Genomic DNA, 20,212 nt, shown 5'->3' on the forward strand with positions numbered 1-20,212 from the left:
CCCTAATCCATCGTGGGAATCACGAATTCGGCGCCGTCCTTGATGCCGGACGGCCACCGCGACGTGACGGTCTTGACCTTGGTGTAGAACTGGATCGACGCCGGGCCGTGCTGGTTCAGGTCGCCGAAGCCGGAACGCTTCCAACCGCCAAACGTGTGGTAGGCCACCGGAACCGGGATCGGCACGTTGACACCGACCATGCCCACCTGGACCCGGGACACGAAGTCACGCGCGGCGTCGCCGTCGCGGGTGAAGACCGCGACGCCGTTGCCGTACTCGTGCTCCGACGGCAACCGCAGCGCCTCTTCGTAGTCGTGGGCGCGCACGATGCACAGCACCGGCCCGAAGATTTCGTCGGTGTAGATCGACATGTCGGGGGTGACGTGATCGAACAGCGTTGGGCCGATGAAGAATCCGCCCTCGAGGCTGGCGTCGTCGAAGGTCAGGTCGTCGCTGGCGCGTTCGCGCCCGTCGATCACTATCTCCGCTCCGGCGGCCACGCCCTGCTCGATGTAGTCGCGCACGCGCGCCAGCGCGGCCTCGGTGACCAGCGGACCGTAGTCGGCCTTGGGATCCAGGCTGTGGCCCACCCGCAGGTTGTTGATCCGGTCGATCAGCCTGGCGCGCAGGCGGTTCGCGGTCTGCTCGCCGACCGGCACCGCGACGCTGATCGCCATGCAGCGTTCGCCGGCGCTGCCGTAGCCGGCTCCGATCAGCGCGTCGACGGCCTGGTCGAGATCCGCGTCGGGCATCACGATCATGTGGTTCTTGGCGCCGCCGAAGCACTGCGAACGCTTGCCGGTGGCCGCGGCCGTCGCGTAGATGTACTGCGCGATGTCCGAGCTGCCGACGAAGCCCACGGCCTGGATGTCGGGGTGGTGCAGGATGGCGTCGACGGCCTCCTTGTCGCCGTGCACCACCTGGAAGACGCCGGGCGGCAGGCCCGCCTCTCCGAACAGCTCCGCCAACCGCACCGGGACCGAGGGGTCGCGCTCGCTGGGCTTGAGGACGAACGCGTTCCCGCACGCCAAAGCGGGTCCGGCCTTCCACAGCGGGATCATGGCCGGGAAGTTGAACGGGGTGATGCCCGCGACCACGCCCAGGGGCTGGCGCAGCGAGTAGACATCGATGCCGGGGCCGGCGCCCTCGCTGTACTCCCCCTTGAGCAAATGGGGGATGCCGACGGCGAACTCGATGACCTCGATGCCGCGCTGGATGTCACCGCGCGCGTCGGCCAGCGTCTTGCCGTGCTCGAGGGACAGCAGCTCGGCGAGCTCGTCCATGTGGTCGTTGACCAGGTCGATGAAACGCATCATCACCCGGGCACGACGCTGCGGATTCCATGCGGCCCAATCCTTTTGCGCTTCGACGGCCGAGGCCACCGCGGCGTCGACGTCGGCCTTGCCGGCCATCGCGACCTGCGCCTGCACCTCGCCGGTGCTGGGGTTGAAGACGTCGGCGGTGCGGCTGGACTGGCCGGCGGTGCGCTGCCCGTCGATGAAGTGGGGGATCTGTGTGCTCATGGTGTCCTCGGGTTCGTACGCGCGTGAGAGGCGGATACTTGGATATCCTAGTAACCGCCGCCGGGCGTCGCAAGGACGCGGTATTTCAGCTGGGGTAGTTTCCGGCCTCCAGGTCGGCCAGCAGGCTCGGATGGGTGGGCTGCCAGCCGAATCGCTCGCGGGTCAGCTCGCTCGAGGCCGGCTGGTCCAGGGCGTAGACGGCGCCCAGGGGTCCGAAATGCTCGGCGGGGACCGACGCCGCGGGGAGACCGAGCTGGCCGCCGATCGCCTCGGCGAGCGCGCGCATCGGGTCGCCCTCGTCGGCGACGGCGTGCGCCACCGTCCCCGGAGTGGCCTCCTCAAGGACCACGCGGAACAGGCGGGCGGCGTCGAGGACGTGCACGGCGGGCCAGCGCTGGGTGCCGTCGCCGACGTATCCGGACACCCCGGTTCGTCGGGCGGCCTCGACGAGCAGGGAGGCGAAACCGCAGGGGCCGCCGGCCCGATGGACGGAGCGGGGGAGGCGGACCACCGCCGAACGGACGCCTCGGGCGGCCAGTTCCAGGGCGGCGTGCGCGTTTTGGGCACGCCCGCCGATCGGGCCCTCCGTCGGTGGCGCATCCCGCTCGGTGGAGGCGCGACCCGGGACGGGGGGCGTGCCCGACGCCATCACGAACGGCTTGCCGGTCCCGTCGAGCGCGGCGCCGAACGCCTCGACCGCGCCGGCTTCCTGGGCGACCGCCTTCTCGAAATCGTCGAAGTGCAGGAAGGCGAGGTGAACGACCCCGTCGGACTCCTTGGCGCCCGTGCGCAGGCTGTCCGGGTCATCAAGATCGCCGGGCAGCACGTCGGCTCCCAGGGCTCGGGCGGCCCGGGCCGACGCGTCGGAGCGCGCCAACGCCAAGACCTGGTGGCCCGCGCCGATGAGCTCGGGCACGACTGCCGAACCGATCCCGCCGGTGGCGCCGGTGACGAACACGCGCATGAGCATCTCCTCGAGTGATGGGACTTATGTCTCATCACGCTAGCAGAGTGATGGGACAAATGTCGCATCGCTACGATGACCGGATGCCCCGTTGGGAACCGGATGCGCGCGCGCGGCTGGTCGCCGCCGCCCTGCAGCTGTTCTCCGATCAGGGTTACGACCGGACCACCGTCGCCGAGATCGCCGATCGGGCCGGCCTGACGAAAAGCACCTTCTTCCGGTACTTCCCCGACAAGCGCGAGGTGCTGGCGGCCGGCCAGGAGACCCTCGCGCGACTGCTGACCGAGGGCATCGCCTCGGCGCCCCCGAATGCAAGCCCGCTCGCCGCGGTCGCCGCCGGGCTACAGCGGGCGGCCGGGCCGTTGGCGCCGTTCAATCGCGAGCTGGGTCCCCGGCTGCAGGCCGTCATCGCCAGCAGCACCGAGCTGCAGGAGCGCGACGCGCTCAAACAGGTCGGCCTCGCCGCGGCCACGGCCGACGCGTTGCGCGCGCGGGGCGTGCCGAAGAGGGTCGCGGCCCTGGCCGCCGAGCTGGGCGTGCTCGCGTTCAAGGAGGCCTACGCCGAATGGCTTGCCGGGGACGACGACCAGGACCTCGCCGAATTGGCCCTCAAGGCCCTCGATGACCTCCGCGCCGCGGCGGCCGACATCGGCTGAGCGCGCTAGCCTTCAGGCGTATGCACACCATCGAGGCCGACTACCTGGTGGTCGGCGCGGGCGCCATGGGCATGGCGTTCGTCGACACGCTGGTATCCGAGACGGACGCCCGCGTGGTGCTGGTCGATCGCAACCACCAGCCGGGCGGGCACTGGACCATGGCCTACCCGTTCGTCCGCCTGCATCAGCCCTCGGCGTTCTACGGCGTCAACTCGCTGCCGCTGGGCAGCGACTCGATTGACCGAATCGGTTGGAATCAGGGGCTTTACGAGTTGGCCACCGCCGGGGAGGTGTGCGCCTACTACGACCACGTGATGCGCCGGCAGCTGTTGGCGACCGGGCGGGTCACCTACTTCCCGATGAGCGAGTACCGCGGCCAGGAAGGCGCAAAAGGCCGCTTCACCACGCTCGCGGGCGACGACTACACCGTCACCGTGGCGCGCCGCGTCGTCGACGCCACCTACATGCGCGTCACGGTGCCGGCCATGCGCCCGCCCCCCTACGCGGTCGCACCCGGCGTCGCCTGCGTGCCCCCCGGCGACCTGCCACGGCTCGGCGCGCACCAGCGGTACGTGATCGTCGGCGCCGGCAAGACCGGCATCGACACGTGCCTGTGGCTGCTCGGCCAGGGCATCGCGCCGGAGCGGCTGACCTGGATCGTGCCCCGCGACTCGTGGCTGCTGGATCGGGCGACGATGCAGCCCGGGTCGTTGTTCGCCGACGTCATCAAGAACAGCTTCACCGCGCAGCTGCGGGCCATCCGGGACGCCACGTCGGTCGAGGACCTGTTCGCGAGGCAGGAGGACGCCGGCCTGCTGCTGCGCGTCGACCCGGCGGTCCGGCCCACCATGTACCGCTGCGCGACCGTCACCCGGCTGGAACTCGATCAGCTCCGCCGCATCGGCGACGTGGTCCGAATGGGCCACGTGCGGCGCGTGGACGCGGACCGAATCGTCCTCGACGGCGGCACGGTGATGCGCGGCGGTGACGACCTGTACATCGACTGCACCGCCGACGGCGCCGAAAAGCGGCCGGCGACACCCATTTTCGGTGCCGGACACATCACGCTGCAAGCCGTTCGCGGCTGCCAGCAGATCTTCAGCGCCGCGCTGATCGCCCACGTCGAAGCCGCGTATCACGACGACCCGGTCAAGAACGAGCTGTGCGTGCCGTTGCCGCATCCCGACACCGACACGGACTGGCTGCGGCTGGCGCGGGCCGACTACGCCAATCAGTTGCGCTGGCTCGACGACCCGGACCTGACCGCCTGGATGTCCGCGGCGCGCCTGGACCTGTTCGGTCACCTGATCGGCCACCTGTTGCCGCCGGCGTCGGCGAAGCCCCGCGTCCGTGAACGCATACTCAGCATCGCCAAGTCGGTATTCTCGGCCACCGCCGCCAAACTCGACGAACTGCTCAGTGAACAAACCTCGCTCGCGGCACCGTGATACCCGGTGTAACCCGGCTCGATATTCATCGGGTGGAGGAGGCACGTGGCGGCAGGAAACGAACCCGTCAAACGGCCGCTGCGGGCGGTGCCCGACAGCGGCATTGACGATGGCTATCCCGATTGGGAAGCGGTGTACCAGGACAACGCGTCCTGGGTGTATCGCACGCTGTTCGCGCGTGTCGGCAACCGGGCCGACGCCGAGGACCTCACCGCCGAGGTCTTCCTGGCGGCGCTGCGGCCGCTCCGGCTGACCGCGAGCGTCGGCGAGGTGCGCGCGTACCTGCGGGTCACCGCGCGAACGGTGCTGGCCGCGCACTGGCGGGAGACGCTGGGCCGGGAGATAACCTCGATCGACGACATCGAACAGCCACCGGAAAGCGAGGAGGCGATCAGCACGGCGCCGCAGCGTGTCGCCCGGGTCCTGGACAACCTTCCGGACCGTTACCGGCACATCCTGGAACTGCGCTTCCTGCAGGGTCATTCGATCAAGGACTCCGCCGCGGAGCTGGGGGTCAGCGTCGCCAACGCCAAGGTGCTACAGCATCGCGCGCTGCGGCTGGCGGCACAGGTGAGCGAGGGGGGCGCACCATGAACGCCCGCGGGTTACGCCGATACGTCGACGACCTGTTGCGGGGCCGCCGGCCCAGGCCGTTCGCCCCCGACGACTTCGAGGCGGCGCAGCTGCGCACGGCGATCGAACTGCGCGCGGCCGGGCGCAGGGGCGACGCGCCGCGCCCGGAGTTCCTCGACGATCTGCATCGCCGCATCGCCGAACAGATGTCCGACGGCCGCGGAGAAGCGGCGCCCAAACACAGCAGCACCCGCCGCCAGGTCATCGTCGGGACGTCCGCCGCGGCGGCCGCCGCGGTCACCGCGGTGTCCATCGACCGCGCGCTGGTCACCGGTGAAACCGGTGGTGTCCCGGCCGCCGACAACGCGCCGCTCACGCCCAACGCCGGGACGTGGCAGCGCGTGGCGGCCAGCTCGCAGGTGACCGACGGGGTCATGCACCCGTTCGACCTGGGTTCGGTCAGCGGATTCGTGCGCCGTGTCGACGGCAAACCCCAGGCCGTCTCCGGCGTGTGCACCCATCAGGGGTGCCGGTTGTGGTTCGACGCCCCCGACGACACGCTGCGCTGCCCCTGTCACTCGACGTCCTTCTCGCCGACCGGGCAGGTGCTCACCCATCAGTTGCCGATCGCCCCGAAGCCGTTGCCGCCGTTGTTGGTTCGCGAGGCCGACGGCGTCATCGAGGTGTTCGCGCCCCCGCGTCCCGACCAGCCCGCCTGAGTGGTGTAACGCGTCGCCCTATCTATGGGCATGACGCTTACAAAACTTTCGGCGGCCGCGCTGGCCGTCGCCGCGGTGCTGGCGGGTTGCTCGGCTTCGCGGCCGGCCGCCGGCTCCAGTCCCGGCGTGTCCATGGGTTCCACGTCCGTCACCGCACCGGCGGCGCCGGCGACCGGCAACCAGGTCAACATCGACGGTTTCGCATTCGCGCCCGCGACGCTGACCGTCACCGCGGGCACCACGGTCACGTGGACCAACCGCGACGAAGAGCCCCACACCGTGGCCGCGAGCGACGGGTCGTTCCACTCGCCCGGGATGGGGACCGGTGCCACATTCACCCACACCTTCACCGACCCGGGCACTTTCGACTACGTGTGCTCGATCCACCCGATGATGCACGGGACCGTGGTGGTGACCCGGTGAACCCGAACATGAGTCGCCGCCAGCTGATGCGACACACGGCTTGGTTCGGCGCGGCGGTCGGGTTCTCCGTGGTTGGCGGCGAGGTCATTTCGCACGTCGCCGGCGCGGCCGCCACCGAGCACACCCACGCCCGGCCCGCCCTGCGGTTCGCGCAGATCAGCGACAGCCACATCGGCTTCACCGGGGCACCCAACCCGGACGTCGCCGGCACATTCGGCCACGCCATCGACCAGGTCAACAACCTCGGCTACACACCGGATTTCGTGGTGCATACCGGTGACCTCACGCACCTGTCCAGCCCCGAGCAGTTCGACCAGGTTAAGCAGATGATGACCGCCTTGAAGACGCCGCACGTGTTCACCGTTCCGGGGGAGCACGACTCCGTCGACGACGCGGGCCAGAAGTACCGCAGCGCCTTCGGCGCCGGATCCGCCGGTGACGGCTGGTACAGCTTCGACACCGCGGGCGTCCACGTGATCGCACTGGTCAACACGTTGAACCTGCACAAACTCGGGCACCTGGGGACCGACCAGCTGGAGTTCGTCGAGAAGGACGTCGCGCGGCTGTCGAGCGACACCCCCGTCATCGTGTTCAGCCACATCCCGTTGTTCGCGATGTACCCGAACTGGGGCTGGGGCACCGACGACGCGACCCAGGCGCTGTCCTACCTGCGCCGGTTCTCGTCGGTCACCTGCCTGAACGGGCATGTGCACCAACTCTTTTCCAAGACGGAGGGCAAGGTGACGTTCTACAGCGGGACCACGACCGCGTATCCGCTGCCGAAGCCCGGCGACGGGCCCGCGCCCAAGCCGGTCACCCTGCCCGCGGGCAAGCTCCGCGACGCGCTCGGCATCCGCGAGGTGAGCTACACCAAGGGTGAGACCGTCCTGGCGTTGAAAGAGCAGGCCCTGCAATGACTCTGCTGATTCGCCTCGGCCTGGCCGTGTCACTGGCCGTCAGCGCCGCCGGCCACGCCTACCTGTATGTCCATGGCTATCGCCACATCCCGGACATCGGCGCCGCGTTTCTGGTTCAGGCCAGCGCCTCGTTCGCCCTCGCCCTGCTGATCCTCCTTGGCGGTCCCGAATGGCTGCGGTGGGCCGCGGCCGCCGTGGCGGGCGGCTCGCTGGTCGCGTTCGCGCTGTCGAGGACCGTTGGGCTGCAGGGGTTTGTCGAGCGAGGTTGGGAACCCGCGCCGTATGCCGCGATTACGGTGACCGCGGAGGCGTTGACGGTGCTGCTGTGGGCGGGGGAACTGGCGACTAGGCGGGATCGGCAACCTCGTCAGTCGGTTCCTCAAGGATGAGATCCACCATGTCGGCGGCTTCCTCTTCCGCCTTCCACTTGGTCAACAGTTGGGCCTTCAGCGACATCGCGGGCTTCTCGACCAGAAACCAGCTCAGAGCGGCTAGCGGCAGTGTGGCTATCGTCGCGACGCCCGCGTGCACAATCGGAGTCGGGACGCCAACCCACGAGATCATCAGCAACTGCTGAACCGGGAAGCCGTAGATGTACACGCCGTAGGAGAGATCCGTACGGAGCCTCAGTCGTTTGCTCTGCAGTAGCGCGCCGGACGCGATGATCGCGTAGGCAAGGGGGATGCCACCAAGCAGCCGATGATGCGGAAGTAGCGTGCCGCCCAGGGCGACGACGACCACGCACACCCACACAAGCGACCACCGGGCGGGGATCTTGTCCCGCCATTGGTAGAGCAAGGCTCCGGCCGCGAACATGACGGCGAAGCGCGCGCTCGCGGCGGCGAACTGGGAAGCCATCGGCTGGCCGATTGCCATGGGCGGCGATAACACCTCGGCCGCCACCGCCACTACCAAGATCGCGGGGGAGACCCACCGGCGGCTGGCGAGGCCGGCGACGCCGATGGCCGCCACGGCCAGATAGCAGGCAAGCTCGAACATGAGTGTCCACAGCGAACTGTTCCACGTGCCCGGATACGGGATCCCGGTCGGCGTTCCGCCGACATCGACCTTGAGGGTGGCCACCGCGCTGTTCATCAGGACGTAGTCGAAGGGCGCCGAGGACAGTAGCAATTTCATCGCCGAGCCGCCCTGGATGTGAACGCCGATCGGGGCGACGACGAATGCGGTGACGACCAGGCAGACGTAGAACCCGGGGAGGATGCGCAGGGCGCGGGCCACGAGATAGTCCCGGATGTGGGGGTGCCGAAGCCAGCTCGCGGTGATCAGGAATCCCGAGACCGCGAAGAAGCCGTCGACCCCTCCGGCGCCCAAGAGATGTCCAACCATCCCGGCCGGCAGATGATGTCCGGTCAGGGTGAAGGAGTGGCCTAGTATCACCGAAATCGCCAGCACCAGCCGCCACGCGTTGAGTGCATTGTTGCGCGGATCGAATTGCTGCCCGAGTGTCACGCGTCTTCCTGTCGTAGCCCCCGAGCTGCCCGCGGAATCATAAGACACTCTATGAACTTCTGTGAAGCCCGTATCTCCCGGACTGCTCGCACCCACGGCTAGGCGGTATCCGGTGCCTCTCGGGTGCGCCGGTCGTCGCCCGCTCCGTCGGGGACCGGGGTCACCGACTTCCGCTTCAGACGGTATTTGAGAGACCTGGCGGGCCTTTCGATGAGAAACCAGCTCGCCACGGCCAGGGGCAACGTCGCCGCTGCCACGACGAGGGTGAAGAGGAGCGGGGCCAAACGGAGAAGTCCCATGACGGTGAGCAACTGCTGAACCGGGTAGGCGTAGATATAAGTCCCGTAAGACAGATCCGTACGCAGCCTCAAGCGCTCGTTGTGGATCAGGGAGCCGGAGACGATGACGGCATAGGCCAGCGGGACGGCGGCGACGACCCGGTAGTCGGGTAGCGAACCGGCCGCTATGACGATGGCGACGCTCACCCCGACGAGCCACCATCGCGCGGGAATCACGTCGCGCCACTGGTAAAGGAACGCCCCGGCCGCGAACATGATTGCGGACCGGCAAATCAAGAAGAGCAGGGCGGTGCGGACGTCGCCGCCGCCCTCATGTTGATGAAGTACGTCGGGAAATCTCAACGGCGGCAGCATTGCGGCCCCGACCGTCGCCGGCAAGAGGATTGCCAGGGATACCCACCGGTACTTCGCAAGGCCGACTACCCCGATACCCGCGACGACTAGGTAGCACATGATTTCCCAAATGAGGGACCACAGCGAACCGTTCCACATCCCCGCGTTGGGAATGTCGCGCGGTGTGCCACCGACATCGAATTTGACCAGCGCCACGGCGCTGTTCTTCAGAACGTATTCCAGCGGCGCGCCCGACGATATGAGTTTGGCGGGCGACCCGCCTTGAATCGCCACGCTGGTAGGAGCAATCACGAAGGCGGTCACCAGCAGGCAAACGTAAAAGCCGGGCAGGATGCGAAGAGCCCGAGCGGCGAGATATTCGCGTAGCTTCGGGTTGCTCAGCCAACTCGCGGTGATCAGGAATCCGGAAATGCCGAAGAACCCATCCACCCCTATGCAAAGGAGCAGTTGCAGCACCGCCCGGGACGACGGGAGGTGATTCCTTACGGACAACGTGTGCCAGAAGATCACTTCGGCGGCCAGCGCCAAGCGCCACGCATTGAGTGCGTTATTGCGCGGATCGAATACCTGCCCGAGTTTCATCCGCCTCCCCAGTCGTCCGCGTAGGGCGCTGCGGTGTCGTCATATCGTCACAGATCGCCAAAGCGGGCGAATTCACGCTACCTGAGGGATTTCTCGGTGGCAAAACCGCCACTGCCCCATATCCGGTGAGCCATAACGGCGCTCGGCGTCAGGTGTGCAAACGCGATCCGCACGCGCGCCACAAAATTCATCCCCGGTCTTGGTGGCCGGGTCGCCCGCGACCGCCCCCGTTACCCGTCGCGCTTGGCGTTGATGAACCGCTGCGTCTCCTCCCAGGAGGGCAGCAGGCCCGAGGCGCGGACCTCTTCGAAGCTCGGGGCAGCCGCGTCGCGGTCGGACAGGTTGGGGGCGGCGCCGTTGACCAGCGGCCAGTCGATCGCCAACGCCGGATCCGTGGGGCAGATGGTGTGTTCGCGCTGCGGGTTGTATTCGGCCGAGCACAGGTACATCACCGTCGAATTGTCTTGGAGCGCAAGGAAGCCGTGCGCCAAGCCCTCCGAAATGTAAATCGTCTTGTGATTCAGGTCGTCGAGCAGAACCGAATCCCACTGGCCGAATGTGGGTGAGCCCACCCGGATGTCGACCACCACATCGAACACCGAGCCGGACACGCAGGTCACGTATTTGGCCTGGCTCGGGGGAACCTGGGCGAAGTGCAGGCCACGTAGCACGCCGGCGGACGACACCGAACAGTTGGCCTGCCGGACGTCCAGGCGGTGACCGGCGAAGCCGGTGAAGTCGTGGTCGGTGAGCCACTCGAAGAGCAGGCCCCGGGAGTCGCCATGAAGGGCGGGGGTGATCTCCCAGGTGCCGGGGATGTCGAGTTCGCGAACCTTCATCTTATTGACCACGTCCTTCATAACGGGCTTCCGCGGCGTCCTTCAGAGGGCGCCACCACGATTCGTTCGCACGATACCAGTCGATGGTGGCGCTCAAGCCCTCCTCGAAGTCGGTATGCTTTGGCGCCCAGCACAATTCGTCGTAGAGCATCGACGGGTCGATGGCGTAGCGCAAGTCGTGGCCGACGCGGTCGGTCACGTGGTCGAAGTCGTCGGGTTCGCGGCCCATCATCTTCAGCAGCGTGCGCAGCACGCTGAGGTTGTCGCGTTCGCCCTCCGAGCTGATCAGGTAGGTGCGGCCGATTTCGCCCTTTTCCAGGATGCGCCGCACGGCGCTGTTGTGGTCGTCGACGTGGATCCAGTCGCGGACGTTGGCGCCGCTGCCGTACAGCTTGGGCCGCCGGCCGGTGAGCACGTTGGTGATCTGGCGCGGGATGAACTTCTCGACGTGCTGATACGGGCCGTAGTTGTTGGAGCAGTTCGAGATCGTCGCGCGCACGCCGTAGGAGCGAACCCACGCCCGGACCAGCATGTCGGCTCCGGCCTTGGTGGCCGAGTACGGGCTCGACGGGTTGTAGGGCGTCGATTCGGTGAACCGGTTGGGGTCGTCGAGCTCGAGGTCGCCGTAGACCTCGTCGGTCGAAATGTGGTGCAACCGCACGCCGTGGCGCCGGACGGCTTCCAGGATGGTGAACGTGCCGACCACGTTCGTGTGCAGGAACGGGCCCGGGTCGTCCAGCGCGTTGTCCACGTGGCTTTCCGCGGCGAAGTGCACGACCGCGTCGGACTCGGCGACCAGCCCGGAGACCAGCTCGGTGTCGCAGATGTCCCCGACGACCAGCCGAATGGCGTCCTCGACGTCGGCCAGCGACTCCCGCCGCCCGGCGTAGGTCAGGGCGTCGAGCACCGTCACCGAGTCCTCGGGGTGTTCGCGGACGGTGCTGTGCACGAAGTTCGCGCCGATGAACCCCGCGCCGCCGGTGACCAGTAACCGCATGGTCAAACCCTAACCGAGCGGACGGGTCAGCTTGCGGCAGTCAGCCCCAGCGGCCCGGCCAGTTCGCTCAGCGCCGAAACGAGCGCGTCGTCGTCCTGGCTGTCCAGCACCTGGATGGCCACGTGGTCGGCTCCGGCGTCGCAGTGTTCGCGGAGTCGCTGCGCGATGGCCTCCGGCGTGCCATACGCGACCACCGCGTCGATCAGCCGGTTGCTGCCCGGCTTGCGGACGTCGGCTTCGGTGAACCCGAGCCGCAGCCAGTTGTTCACGTAGTTACTCAGGTCCAGGTAGAAGTCGGCATACCTGCGCCCGATGGCGCGGGCTGCCTCCGCCCCTTCTTGGTCCGGGGTAGTCAGCACCACCTTGTGTTCGGGCGCGAGGAACACGGACTTGCCAACCAGTTCGCGGGCCTTGGCCGTGTGTTCCGGTGTGGTCAGATACGGGTGCGCGCCGGCGCTGCGCTGGGCCGCCAGCCGCAGCACGCGCGGCCCGAGCGCGGCGAGCACGCGGCGGCTGGTGGGCACCATCGCGGCGTCGAGCTCGTCGAGGTAGGAGGCCAGCGCGTCGTACGGCTTGACGTACTCCTGGGTGTGCTCGGGATGCCCGACGCCGACCCCGAGCAAAAACCTTCCGGGATAAGCCTTTTCGATGCGCTGGAAGGACCGGGCGACGGCCGCGGCCTGCGCCGTCCAGATGTTGATGATCCCGGTGGCCAGCTGCAGCGAGGAGGTCTGCGCCAGGGCCGGTTCCACCCACGACAGCTCGGCGTCCGGCGAACCACCGATCCAGGCGGCGCCGTAGCCGAGTGACTCGATCCGCGCCGCCAGTTCTGCGGTGATGGATCGGCTGGGCAGCCAGACGCCGAACCGGCCCAGGTCGGGTTTGAGTGCTACTGCCTCGGTCGTCTACGTCCCCTCCCGCGTCTGTCAGCTCAGTCCGAGCGGCCCCGCCAATTCGGCCAACGCCGGCACCAGGTTTTCATCCTTCGTCAGGACCTGCACCGGCACGTGGTCGGCCCCCGCGTCGAGGTGCTCTTTCAATCGGGCCGCGATCGCCTCCGGCGTGCCGTAGGCGACCAACGAGTCGATCAGGCGGTCGCTGCCCGGCTTGATGACTTCCTCGTCGGTGAAACCGAGCCGTTTCCAGTTGTTGCGGTAGTTGGCCAGTTGGAAATAGATGTCGAGCGCCCTGCGGCCCACCGTGCGGGCCTTCTCGACGTCGGTGGTCAGCACGGCTTTGTGTTCGGGCGCCAGGAACGCCGACGGGCCGATCAGCTCGCGCGCCTGCGCGGTGTGTTCGGGGGTGGTGAGGTACGGGTGCGCCCCGGCGGCGCGCTCCGCGGACAGCTTGAGTACCCGGGGTCCGAGCGCGGCCACCACGCGGCGGTGGGCGGGCACGCCGTAGTCGTCGAGTTGTTGCAGGTACTCGGCCAGCGCGTCGTAGGGCTTGCGGTACTCCGCGTGCGCCTCGGGATGGCCGACGCCGATGCCCAACAGGAAGCGGCCGGGGTAGGCCTTGTCGATGCGGTGGAATGACTCGGCCACCGGCTTGGCCGCGGCCGTCCAGATGTTGACGATGCCGGTGGCCACCTGCAGGGTGGTCGTCGCTTCGAGGATGGGCTCCACCCAGGCCAGCTCGGCGGGGGGAGAGCCGCCCACCCAGACGGCCCCGTAGCCCAGGGCTTCGATGTCTTTGGCTTGTTCAGGCGTGACGCCGCGTCCGAACGATCCGAACCGGCCGAGGTTGGGCTTGCTCGCTGCATCGGTCATGGTTGTTCCCAACCGGCGCGGCGGCGGCCCTATTCCACCGATTCGACCGGCTCCGGGTCCGCGACCGGCGGGACTTCCAGCGGTAGCAGCACGATGAACCGGGTGTCGCCGGGCACCGATTCGACGCGCAGGTCCCCGCGATGCTTCTTGACGACGATGTTGAACGCCAGGTCCAGCCCGAGGCCGGTGCCCTCGCCGAACGGCTTGGTGGTGAAGAACGGCTCGAAGATGTGCTCGCGGGCTTCCTCGGGCACCCCGGGCCCGGTGTCGCAGATCTCGACGCGAACCATGTTCTCGCCCTCCCGGCAGGTGCGGACGGTCAGCGTGCCGCCCGTGTCGCGCATCGCGGCGATGGCGTTGTCGATGATGTTGGTCCACACCTGGTTGAGATCACCTGGGTAGCAGGGAATTTCGGGAAGCGACTGGTCGAAATCCTTCACCAGGGTGATCGCTTTGGTGCCCTTGCTTCCGTCCTTGGTCAACCGGTCGGCGAACATCACCAGTGTGGAGCGCAGCAATTCGTGGATGTTGGCCACCTGGAACGGGGCGCGGTCCAGCTGCGAATACTGCTTGGCGTCGGCGACCAACGCCGAAATCCGCTTGCTCGCTTCCAAAATCTGGTTCATCAGCAGCTCGCTCTCGATGGTGTAGTTGATCCAGCCGATCGCCTCCTCCAGCGATGTCGACGCGAGTTCTTCGCTGACCGTGGAAATCCGCTCCAGCCAGTCGGTGTCGATGCCGCCCTCGACGAACGTCGGCGCGATGTCCCAGCCGCCCTCGACGCCGTGCTCTTCCAGCCAGTCGCCGACGGCGTCCTCGCGGTCGGCGGTTTCCATCGCGCTCAGGTGTTCCGTCGCCGACTTGGCGACCTGCTCGGCCACCCCTTGCTGGAGGTGGACCAGGGCGCTGAGTGCCTCGGGGCTGACGGTGCCGTCGGCGAGCATGGCCAGCTTGCCCCGCATGCCGGCGACCCGGCCGCGCAGATCGGCGGCCGCGCGGGCGATGGCCGCCGCGGGGTTGTTCAGCTGGTGGGTCAGCCCGGCCGACAGCCGGCCCAGCGCGAGCAGCTTCTCCCGGTTGTCGATGATCCGCCGGGTCCGGTCGGTGCCGACGGCGATGCCGTCGAGCAGGTGGACGGCCATCGGGAACTGGTCCTTCATGAACTGGGCGAACACGGGTGCGTCCATGACGAAGAACCGCGACGGCTTGGTCACGTGCACCGAGGCGTCGTAGCTCTTCTGCTTGCCGCCGGTGAACGCCCGCCAGGCGCCGCAGTAGACGCCGCGCTGCGAGGTGCGGTTGGTTTCGATGTCCTGGCCGCCCGAGAGCTTGGACATCGTCAACTCGCCCTGGATCAGGACGTAGAAGCAGGTCGCCGGCTCGCCTTCGACGCAGATGGGGCCCGGTTCGTAGTTCTCGATGTGCCCAGCTGCGCACAGCACCGCGAGCTGCTCGTCGGTGAGCGCCTCGAACAGGAACAGGCTGCGCAGCTCGTCGGGCTGGCAGGGTGTCTTGGCCGTCATGACTCGGCCAGGTAGCGGTGCACCAGCATGACGGCCATCGATCCCTCGCCGACCGCGGCCGCGACGCGCTTGGCGGATTCGGCCCGCACGTCGCCGGTGGCGAATACGCCCGGCACGCTGGTCTCCAGGTGATGCGGCGGGCGGTCGAGCGTCCACCCGCACACGTTGCGCAGGTCCGGGCCGGTGAGGACGAAGCCGTGGTCGTCGCGCGCGAGCACCCCGTCCAGCCATTCGGTGCGCGGCGCGGCGCCGATGAAGATGAACATCCGGGCGCAGGTGACGTCCTCGGTCTCCCCGGTCTGGTTGTCGACCAGGGTCAGCCGCTCCAGGTGGTCCTCGCCGACGGCGCGCCGCACCTCGGTGCAGGTGCGGACGGTGATGTTGGGCCGCCGCTGGATCTGCTGAATGAGGTAGTAGGACATCGACGCGTCCAGCGACGGGCCGCGCACCACGATGGTCACCGACTTCGCCTCGCGGGACAGGTACATCGCGGCCTGGCCGGCGGAGTTGGCCCCACCGACGACGTAGACCTCCTCGCCCGCGCACTCCGAGGCGATCGAGACGGCCGCCCCGTAGTAGACGCCCTTGCCGGTCAGCTCGCCGCAGCCCTCGGCCTGGTGCTCGCGGTAGGTGACGCCGGTGGCCAGGATGACCGCGTGCGCGTCGATCGAGCCGCCGTCGGCGAACCGCACGGTGCGCTTGGGACCGTTGACCTCCAGCGCCGTGGCGGAGCGGGCGGTGATCAGCTCGGCCCCGAACTTCTCGGCCTGCCGACGGGCGCGCTCCGCCAACTGGCCGCCCGACACGCCGTCGGGGAAGCCGAGGTAGTTCTCGATGCGTGAACTCTGGCCCGCCTGCCCGCCCGTCGCGGTGCGCTCGATCAGCACCGTGCGCAACCCCTCCGAGGCGCCGTAGACGGCGGCGGCCAGGCCCGCGGGCCCGCCGCCGATGACGATCAGGTCGTAGAACTCCTGCGATGGCGTGGTGGTCAGGCCCAGGGTGTCGGCCAGCTGGGCGTCGGTGGGTTCGACCAGGGTGTCGCCGCGTTCGGTGACGACGACGGGCAGCCGCAGGCCGTCCTCGCCGGCGGCCTTGAGCAGCCGCTCGCCGTCGGGATCGTCGGCCATGAACCACGAGTAGTGCAGCCCGTTGCGGGCCAGGAAGTCGCGCACCTGCCAGGACCGCTCCGACCAGCGGTGCCCGATCACCTTGGTGTGCGGGATCGGGTGTTCGGGGGCCGACCGCCAGGCATCCAGCAGGCCGTCGATCACCGGGTAGAACTTCTCCTGCGGCGGGTCCCACGGCTTGAGCAGGTAGTGGTCGAGGTCGACGACGTTGATCGCGTCGATGGCGGCGTGGGTGTCGGCGTACGCGGTCAGCAGCACGCGGCGCGCGGCGGGGTACAGGTCCATCGCCTGCTCGAGGAACTCGATGCCGCTCATCTGCGGCATCCGGTAGTCGGCGATGAGCACCGCCACGGTCTCGCCGCGCAGCTTGAGCTCCTTGAGCGTCTCCAAGGCGTCGGGACCGGACTCGGCGCGCACGACCCGGTGCCGGTCGCCGTATTGGCGGCGAAGGTCACGGGCGACCGCGCGCGAGACGGAGGGATCGTCATCGACGGTCAGCAACACCGGCTTGCGAGGCTGGGCGGAGGGTTCGGCGGGACTCGCGGGGCTCGTCATCGGAGTTAAGTATGCCCTCGTCAGGGCCCTCGCGGCAGGTCGAGGAGGCCGGGCGGATTTCGCTGCCGGCGATTTTGGGTGAAGGGGCCTGACCGGGTATCGTGGGACAACGGTGCGTCATCCGCGCCGACTTTTTGCGTGCCCTGTCTGAGGAATTTCCTGTAACCGGCTCACGTTTCTAGTCGGGCGAATGCTGCGCCGGTAAGGGCGCACACAGGATACGAAACCAAAGACGAGGATTGCTGAAAAGTTATGGCCAAGAAGGACGGTGCCATAGAGGTCGAGGGCCGCGTGGTCGAGCCCCTGCCCAATGCGATGTTCCGCATTGAGCTGGAGAACGGTCACAAAGTGCTCGCCCACATCAGCGGCAAGATGCGGCAGCACTACATCCGCATCCTGCCCGAGGACCGGGTGGTGGTGGAGCTGTCTCCCTACGACCTGTCCCGGGGCCGCATCGTGTACCGGTACAAGTAAGCCCGAATAAGACAACGAGAAAGAACAGGATCGAACAGCCGTGAAGGTGAACCCGAGCGTCAAGCCAATCTGTGACAAGTGCAGGGTGATCCGTCGGCATGGGCGGGTCATGGTGATCTGCTCCGATCCGCGCCACAAGCAGCGCCAGGGCTGATCCGGCGGCGATCGCAAGCGCGGCGTAGCCGGGCGATGCGGGTCGCAGCCATCAAGGCCGGCTCTGCCCAACACAACTGAATGCAGACCTCCCAGCACCACTGAGCGAGTACGTCGCTCATCCACGCCCGGACGGAGGCCGGGCCCCGTCTCAAGACGGGAACGAACTGGGATCAGACCTCCGCTTAGAAAAAGAGGAAACGCCACCTATGGCTCGATTAGTAGGCGTCGATCTGCCGCGCGACAAGCGGATGGAGATCGCGCTGACCTACATTTTCGGCGTCGGCCGTACCCGGTCGAACGAGATCCTGGCAGCTACTGGGATCGACAAGGACCTGCGCACCAGGGACCTGACCGATGACCAGCTGACCCACTTGCGTGACTACATCGAAGCGAACCTCAAGGTTGAGGGTGACCTGCGCCGCGAGGTGCAGGCCGACATTCGCCGCAAGATCGAGATCGGCTGCTACCAGGGCCTGCGGCACCGCCGCGGCCTGCCGGTGCGCGGCCAGCGGACCAAGACCAATGCGCGCACCCGCAAGGGCCCGAAGCGCACCATCGCCGGCAAGAAGAAGGCCAGGTAATCGCCCATGCCACCAGCCAAGAAGGCAGCGTCTGCCCCCAAGAAGGGGCAGAAGACCCGCAAGCGGGAAAAGAAGAACATCCCGCACGGTGCCGCGCACATCAAGAGCACGTTCAACAACACGATCGTGAGCATCACCGACCCCCAGGGCAACGTCATCGCCTGGGCGTCGTCGGGCCACGTCGGCTTCAAGGGCTCGCGGAAATCGACCCCGTTCGCCGCTCAGCTGGCCGCCGAGAACGCGGCGCGCAAGGCGCAGGAGCACGGTGTGCGCAAGGTCGACGTGTTCGTGAAGGGCCCGGGCTCGGGCCGGGAGACGGCGATCCGTTCGCTGCAGGCCGCGGGCCTCGAGGTCGGCGCGATCTCCGACGTCACCCCCCAGCCCCACAACGGCTGCCGTCCGCCGAAGCGCAGAAGGGTCTAGGACACAATCATGGCTCGTTACACCGGACCCATCACCCGCAAGTCGCGCCGGCTGCGCACCGACCTCGTCGGTGGCGACCAGGCGTTCGAGAAGCGCCCCTACCCGCCCGGCCAGCACGGCCGCGCGCGGATCAAGGAGAGCGAATACCTGCAGCAGCTGCAGGAGAAGCAGAAGGCCCGCTTCACCTACGGCGTGATGGAGAAGCAGTTCCGCCGCTACTACGAAGAGGCCACCCGGCAGCCCGGCAAGACGGGTGAGGAGCTGCTCAAGATCCTGGAAAGCCGGCTGGACAACGTCGTGTACCGCGCGGGGCTGGCCCGCACGCGCCGGATGGCCCGCCAGCTGGTCAGCCACGGCCACTTCAGCGTCAACGGCGTGCACGTCAACGTGCCCAGCTACCGGGTGTCGCAGTACGACATCATCGACGTGCGGGACGGCTCGCTGAACACGGTGCCGTTCCAGATCGCGCGGGAGACGGCGGGCGACCGCCCGATCCCGAGCTGGCTGCAGGTGGTCGGCGAGCGCCAGCGCATCCTGATTCACCAGCTGCCCGAGCGGGCTCAGATCGACGTGCCGCTCGCCGAGCAGCTGATCGTCGAGTTCTACTCGAAGTAAGAGCTTCCGCACCGACCGGTGCGGAAACCTAACGGCATCAAATAGCGGGTGCCGAGAAGGAGAAGAAGAAACACCATGCTGATCTCTCAGCGACCCACCCTGTCGGAGGAAGTCCTCACCGACAACCGCTCGCAGTTCGTGATCGAGCCCCTGGAGCCCGGATTCGGTTACACCCTGGGCAATTCGCTGCGGCGCACGCTGCTGTCGTCGATTCCCGGCGCGGCCGTCACCAGCATCCGCATCGACGGCGTGCTGCACGAGTTCACCACCGTCGCCGGGGTGAAGGAAGACGTCACCGCGATCATCCTGAACCTCAAGGGCCTGGTGGTGTCCTCGGAGGAGGACGAGCCGGTCACCATGTACCTGCGCAAGCAGGGCCCGGGCGCGGTCACCGCGGGCGACATCGTGCCGCCCGCCGGCGTCACGGTGCACAACCCCGACATGCACATCGCGACCCTGAACGACAAGGGCAAGCTCGAGGTCGAGCTCGTCGTCGAGCGTGGCCGTGGCTACGTCCCGGCGGTGCAGAACCGGGCCTCCGGGGCCGAAATCGGCCGCATCCCGGTCGATTCCATCTACTCGCCGGTGCTCAAGGTGACCTACAAGGTCGACGCGACCCGTGTCGAGCAGCGCACCGACTTCGACAAGCTGATCCTGGACGTCGAGACCAAGAGCTCGATCACCCCGCGCGACGCGCTGGCGTCGGCCGGTAAGACCCTGGTCGAATTGTTCGGCCTGGCACGCGAACTCAACGTCGAGGCCGAGGGCATCGAGATCGGGCCGTCGCCCGCCGAGGCCGACCACATCGCGTCGTTCGCGCTGCCGATCGACGACCTGGACCTCACCGTGCGGTCCTACAACTGCCTCAAGCGCGAGGGCGTGCACACCGTCGGCGAGCTGGTCAGCCGCACCGAGTCCGACCTGCTCGACATCCGCAACTTCGGCCAGAAGTCCATCGACGAGGTGAAGGTCAAGCTGCACCAGCTGGGCCTGTCGCTCAAGGACAGCCCGCCGAGCTTCGACCCGTCGCAGGTCGCCGGCTACGACGTGGCCACGGGCACCTGGTCCACCGAGGGCGCCTACGACGACCAGGACTACGCGGAAACCGAACAGCTGTAATGGCCGTCCGGTGACGATGCGGCCGTGCAGCGGCCGCCGAGGAACCGGACACAACTAGAGAAGTCCGTCCCGGCCCTACCTGATACGGGGGCCGGCCCCACTTAGG

23 protein-coding genes and 1 pseudogene are annotated in these 20,212 nt (G+C 67.9%); 13 read left to right on the plus strand and 11 right to left on the minus strand.

Annotated elements, in window-relative coordinates; all coding sequences use genetic code 11:
• Window positions 1-2: 2 nt before the first annotated feature.
• Both A5701_RS14195 and A5701_RS14200 read right to left on the minus strand, forming a co-directional pair.
• A complete protein-coding gene (locus tag A5701_RS14195) occupies window positions 3-1,523 on the minus strand; it encodes a CoA-acylating methylmalonate-semialdehyde dehydrogenase (protein WP_067754384.1) in 1,521 nt (506 codons plus the stop codon).
• A gap of 85 nt (window positions 1,524-1,608) precedes the next feature.
• Window positions 1,609-2,487 (minus strand): SDR family oxidoreductase, encoded by an 879-nt coding sequence (locus A5701_RS14200; protein ID WP_067754592.1) that lies wholly within the window; start codon window positions 2,485-2,487, stop codon window positions 1,609-1,611.
• 83 nt (window positions 2,488-2,570) lie between these two features.
• On the opposite strand from A5701_RS14200, the gene A5701_RS14205 reads away from it, so the two are divergent.
• The 7 genes from A5701_RS14205 to A5701_RS14235 are packed head-to-tail and all read left to right on the plus strand — an operon-like array spanning window position 2,571 to window position 7,612.
• The gene (locus A5701_RS14205; RefSeq protein WP_067754589.1) at window positions 2,571-3,143 is read left to right on the plus strand and encodes a TetR/AcrR family transcriptional regulator; all 573 of its coding nucleotides are present in this window, start codon (window positions 2,571-2,573) and stop codon (window positions 3,141-3,143) included.
• 20 nt (window positions 3,144-3,163) lie between these two features.
• Window positions 3,164-4,591: an NAD(P)-binding protein gene (locus tag A5701_RS14210; protein WP_067754386.1), complete on the plus strand. Its 1,428-nt coding sequence runs from the start codon at window positions 3,164-3,166 to the stop codon at window positions 4,589-4,591.
• A 45-nt stretch (window positions 4,592-4,636) separates the two neighbouring features.
• Window positions 4,637-5,185 carry an RNA polymerase sigma factor gene (locus A5701_RS14215; protein ID WP_067754388.1) on the plus strand — a complete coding sequence of 183 codons (549 nt, stop codon included), beginning with the start codon at window positions 4,637-4,639 and terminating at the stop codon, window positions 5,183-5,185.
• Entirely contained in the window at window positions 5,182-5,883 is a 702-nt protein-coding gene (locus tag A5701_RS14220) for a Rieske (2Fe-2S) protein (RefSeq protein ID WP_067754391.1), read from the plus strand. Before A5701_RS14215 ends, A5701_RS14220 begins: the two co-directional genes overlap by 4 nt.
• 24 nt (window positions 5,884-5,907) lie before the next feature.
• On the plus strand, window positions 5,908-6,306 hold the full coding sequence (locus A5701_RS14225) for a cupredoxin family copper-binding protein (RefSeq protein WP_067754394.1): 399 nt from the start codon (window positions 5,908-5,910) through the stop codon (window positions 6,304-6,306).
• 8 nt (window positions 6,307-6,314) lie between these two features.
• Window positions 6,315-7,223, plus strand: a complete 909-nt coding sequence (locus A5701_RS14230) for a metallophosphoesterase (RefSeq protein ID WP_067754595.1) — start codon at window positions 6,315-6,317, stop codon at window positions 7,221-7,223.
• Window positions 7,220-7,612, plus strand: coding sequence for a hypothetical protein (locus tag A5701_RS14235; protein ID WP_067754397.1), 393 nt, complete (start codon window positions 7,220-7,222; stop codon window positions 7,610-7,612). Before A5701_RS14230 ends, A5701_RS14235 begins: the two co-directional genes overlap by 4 nt.
• Here A5701_RS14235 and A5701_RS14240 read toward each other — a convergent pair.
• From A5701_RS14240 to A5701_RS14275, 9 genes and pseudogenes are all read right to left on the minus strand, one after another.
• Window positions 7,569-8,693 (minus strand): acyltransferase, encoded by a 1,125-nt coding sequence (locus A5701_RS14240; RefSeq protein WP_067754400.1) that lies wholly within the window; start codon window positions 8,691-8,693, stop codon window positions 7,569-7,571. The two genes, A5701_RS14235 and A5701_RS14240, sit on opposite strands and share 44 nt — an antisense overlap.
• Window positions 8,694-8,791: 98 nt before the next feature.
• On the minus strand, window positions 8,792-9,928 hold the full coding sequence (locus A5701_RS14245) for an acyltransferase (RefSeq protein ID WP_067754403.1): 1,137 nt from the start codon (window positions 9,926-9,928) through the stop codon (window positions 8,792-8,794).
• Between the two features lie 230 nt (window positions 9,929-10,158).
• Window positions 10,159-10,767, minus strand: coding sequence for a dTDP-4-dehydrorhamnose 3,5-epimerase (gene rfbC / locus A5701_RS14250; protein ID WP_067754406.1), 609 nt, complete (start codon window positions 10,765-10,767; stop codon window positions 10,159-10,161).
• Window position 10,768: 1 nt separating this feature from the next.
• Window positions 10,769-11,764, minus strand: coding sequence for a dTDP-glucose 4,6-dehydratase (rfbB, locus tag A5701_RS14255; protein ID WP_067754409.1), 996 nt, complete (start codon window positions 11,762-11,764; stop codon window positions 10,769-10,771).
• 26 nt (window positions 11,765-11,790) lie between these two features.
• Window positions 11,791-12,639 carry an LLM class F420-dependent oxidoreductase gene (locus tag A5701_RS14260; RefSeq protein WP_067754412.1) on the minus strand — a complete coding sequence of 283 codons (849 nt, stop codon included), beginning with the start codon at window positions 12,637-12,639 and terminating at the stop codon, window positions 11,791-11,793.
• Window positions 12,640-12,690: 51 nt separating this feature from the next.
• Window positions 12,691-13,533 carry an LLM class F420-dependent oxidoreductase gene (locus tag A5701_RS14265; protein ID WP_067754415.1) on the minus strand — a complete coding sequence of 281 codons (843 nt, stop codon included), beginning with the start codon at window positions 13,531-13,533 and terminating at the stop codon, window positions 12,691-12,693.
• A 29-nt stretch (window positions 13,534-13,562) separates the two neighbouring features.
• Window positions 13,563-14,159, minus strand: coding sequence for a sensor histidine kinase (locus A5701_RS29330; RefSeq protein WP_369807421.1), 597 nt, complete (start codon window positions 14,157-14,159; stop codon window positions 13,563-13,565).
• A gap of 537 nt (window positions 14,160-14,696) precedes the next feature.
• Window positions 14,697-15,056, minus strand: a pseudogene (locus A5701_RS29335) (cyclic nucleotide-binding domain-containing protein); the annotation flags it as partial.
• Complete coding sequence (locus tag A5701_RS14275) at window positions 15,053-16,738, minus strand: FAD-dependent oxidoreductase (protein WP_067754425.1); 1,686 nt, start codon at window positions 16,736-16,738, stop codon at window positions 15,053-15,055. The gene A5701_RS14275 and the pseudogene A5701_RS29335, both read right to left, overlap by 4 nt.
• A gap of 252 nt (window positions 16,739-16,990) precedes the next feature.
• On the opposite strand from A5701_RS14275, the gene infA reads away from it, so the two are divergent.
• From infA to A5701_RS14300, 6 genes are all read left to right on the plus strand, one after another.
• Window positions 16,991-17,212 (plus strand): translation initiation factor IF-1, encoded by a 222-nt coding sequence (gene infA, locus A5701_RS14280; RefSeq protein ID WP_003418601.1) that lies wholly within the window; start codon window positions 16,991-16,993, stop codon window positions 17,210-17,212.
• Between the two features lie 40 nt (window positions 17,213-17,252).
• The gene (gene rpmJ / locus A5701_RS27515; protein ID WP_003879483.1) at window positions 17,253-17,366 is read left to right on the plus strand and encodes a 50S ribosomal protein L36; all 114 of its coding nucleotides are present in this window, start codon (window positions 17,253-17,255) and stop codon (window positions 17,364-17,366) included.
• Window positions 17,367-17,574: 208 nt separating this feature from the next.
• Complete coding sequence (gene rpsM, locus A5701_RS14285) at window positions 17,575-17,949, plus strand: 30S ribosomal protein S13 (RefSeq protein ID WP_007167900.1); 375 nt, start codon at window positions 17,575-17,577, stop codon at window positions 17,947-17,949.
• Window positions 17,950-17,955: 6 nt separating this feature from the next.
• On the plus strand, window positions 17,956-18,372 hold the full coding sequence (rpsK, locus tag A5701_RS14290) for a 30S ribosomal protein S11 (protein ID WP_046182344.1): 417 nt from the start codon (window positions 17,956-17,958) through the stop codon (window positions 18,370-18,372).
• A 9-nt stretch (window positions 18,373-18,381) separates the two neighbouring features.
• Window positions 18,382-18,987 (plus strand): 30S ribosomal protein S4, encoded by a 606-nt coding sequence (rpsD, locus tag A5701_RS14295; protein WP_067273257.1) that lies wholly within the window; start codon window positions 18,382-18,384, stop codon window positions 18,985-18,987.
• Window positions 18,988-19,062: 75 nt separating this feature from the next.
• The gene (locus A5701_RS14300; RefSeq protein WP_055403402.1) at window positions 19,063-20,106 is read left to right on the plus strand and encodes a DNA-directed RNA polymerase subunit alpha; all 1,044 of its coding nucleotides are present in this window, start codon (window positions 19,063-19,065) and stop codon (window positions 20,104-20,106) included.
• Window positions 20,107-20,212: the final 106 nt, after the last annotated feature.

It is taken from the genome of Mycobacterium sp. E3305 (assembly GCF_001666785.1).
Classification (GTDB): Bacteria; Actinomycetota; Actinomycetes; order Mycobacteriales; family Mycobacteriaceae; genus Mycobacterium.

Bases quoted from the DNA above. Each gene is read 5' to 3' on its own strand.
- A5701_RS14195 (WP_067754384.1), bottom strand. From the start codon at position 1,523: ATGAGCACACAGATCCCCCACTTCATCGACGGGCAGCGCACCGCCGGC.
- A5701_RS14200 (WP_067754592.1), bottom strand. From the start codon at position 2,487: ATGCGCGTGTTCGTCACCGGCGCCACCGGCGGGATCGGTTCGGCAGTC.
- A5701_RS14205 (WP_067754589.1), top strand. From the start codon at position 2,571: ATGCCCCGTTGGGAACCGGATGCGCGCGCGCGGCTGGTCGCCGCCGCC.
- A5701_RS14210 (WP_067754386.1), top strand. From the start codon at position 3,164: ATGCACACCATCGAGGCCGACTACCTGGTGGTCGGCGCGGGCGCCATG.
- A5701_RS14220 (WP_067754391.1), top strand. From the start codon at position 5,182: ATGAACGCCCGCGGGTTACGCCGATACGTCGACGACCTGTTGCGGGGC.
- A5701_RS14225 (WP_067754394.1), top strand. From the start codon at position 5,908: ATGGGCATGACGCTTACAAAACTTTCGGCGGCCGCGCTGGCCGTCGCC.
- A5701_RS14230 (WP_067754595.1), top strand. From the start codon at position 6,315: ATGAGTCGCCGCCAGCTGATGCGACACACGGCTTGGTTCGGCGCGGCG.
- A5701_RS14235 (WP_067754397.1), top strand. From the start codon at position 7,220: ATGACTCTGCTGATTCGCCTCGGCCTGGCCGTGTCACTGGCCGTCAGC.
- A5701_RS14245 (WP_067754403.1), bottom strand. From the start codon at position 9,928: ATGAAACTCGGGCAGGTATTCGATCCGCGCAATAACGCACTCAATGCG.
- rfbC (WP_067754406.1), bottom strand. From the start codon at position 10,767: ATGAAGGTTCGCGAACTCGACATCCCCGGCACCTGGGAGATCACCCCC.
- rfbB (WP_067754409.1), bottom strand. From the start codon at position 11,764: ATGCGGTTACTGGTCACCGGCGGCGCGGGGTTCATCGGCGCGAACTTC.
- A5701_RS14265 (WP_067754415.1), bottom strand. From the start codon at position 13,533: ATGACCGATGCAGCGAGCAAGCCCAACCTCGGCCGGTTCGGATCGTTC.
- A5701_RS29330 (WP_369807421.1), bottom strand. From the start codon at position 14,159: ATGAACCAGATTTTGGAAGCGAGCAAGCGGATTTCGGCGTTGGTCGCC.
- A5701_RS14275 (WP_067754425.1), bottom strand. From the start codon at position 16,738: ATGACGAGCCCCGCGAGTCCCGCCGAACCCTCCGCCCAGCCTCGCAAG.
- infA (WP_003418601.1), top strand. From the start codon at position 16,991: ATGGCCAAGAAGGACGGTGCCATAGAGGTCGAGGGCCGCGTGGTCGAG.
- rpsM (WP_007167900.1), top strand. From the start codon at position 17,575: ATGGCTCGATTAGTAGGCGTCGATCTGCCGCGCGACAAGCGGATGGAG.
- rpsK (WP_046182344.1), top strand. From the start codon at position 17,956: ATGCCACCAGCCAAGAAGGCAGCGTCTGCCCCCAAGAAGGGGCAGAAG.
- rpsD (WP_067273257.1), top strand. From the start codon at position 18,382: ATGGCTCGTTACACCGGACCCATCACCCGCAAGTCGCGCCGGCTGCGC.
- A5701_RS14300 (WP_055403402.1), top strand. From the start codon at position 19,063: ATGCTGATCTCTCAGCGACCCACCCTGTCGGAGGAAGTCCTCACCGAC.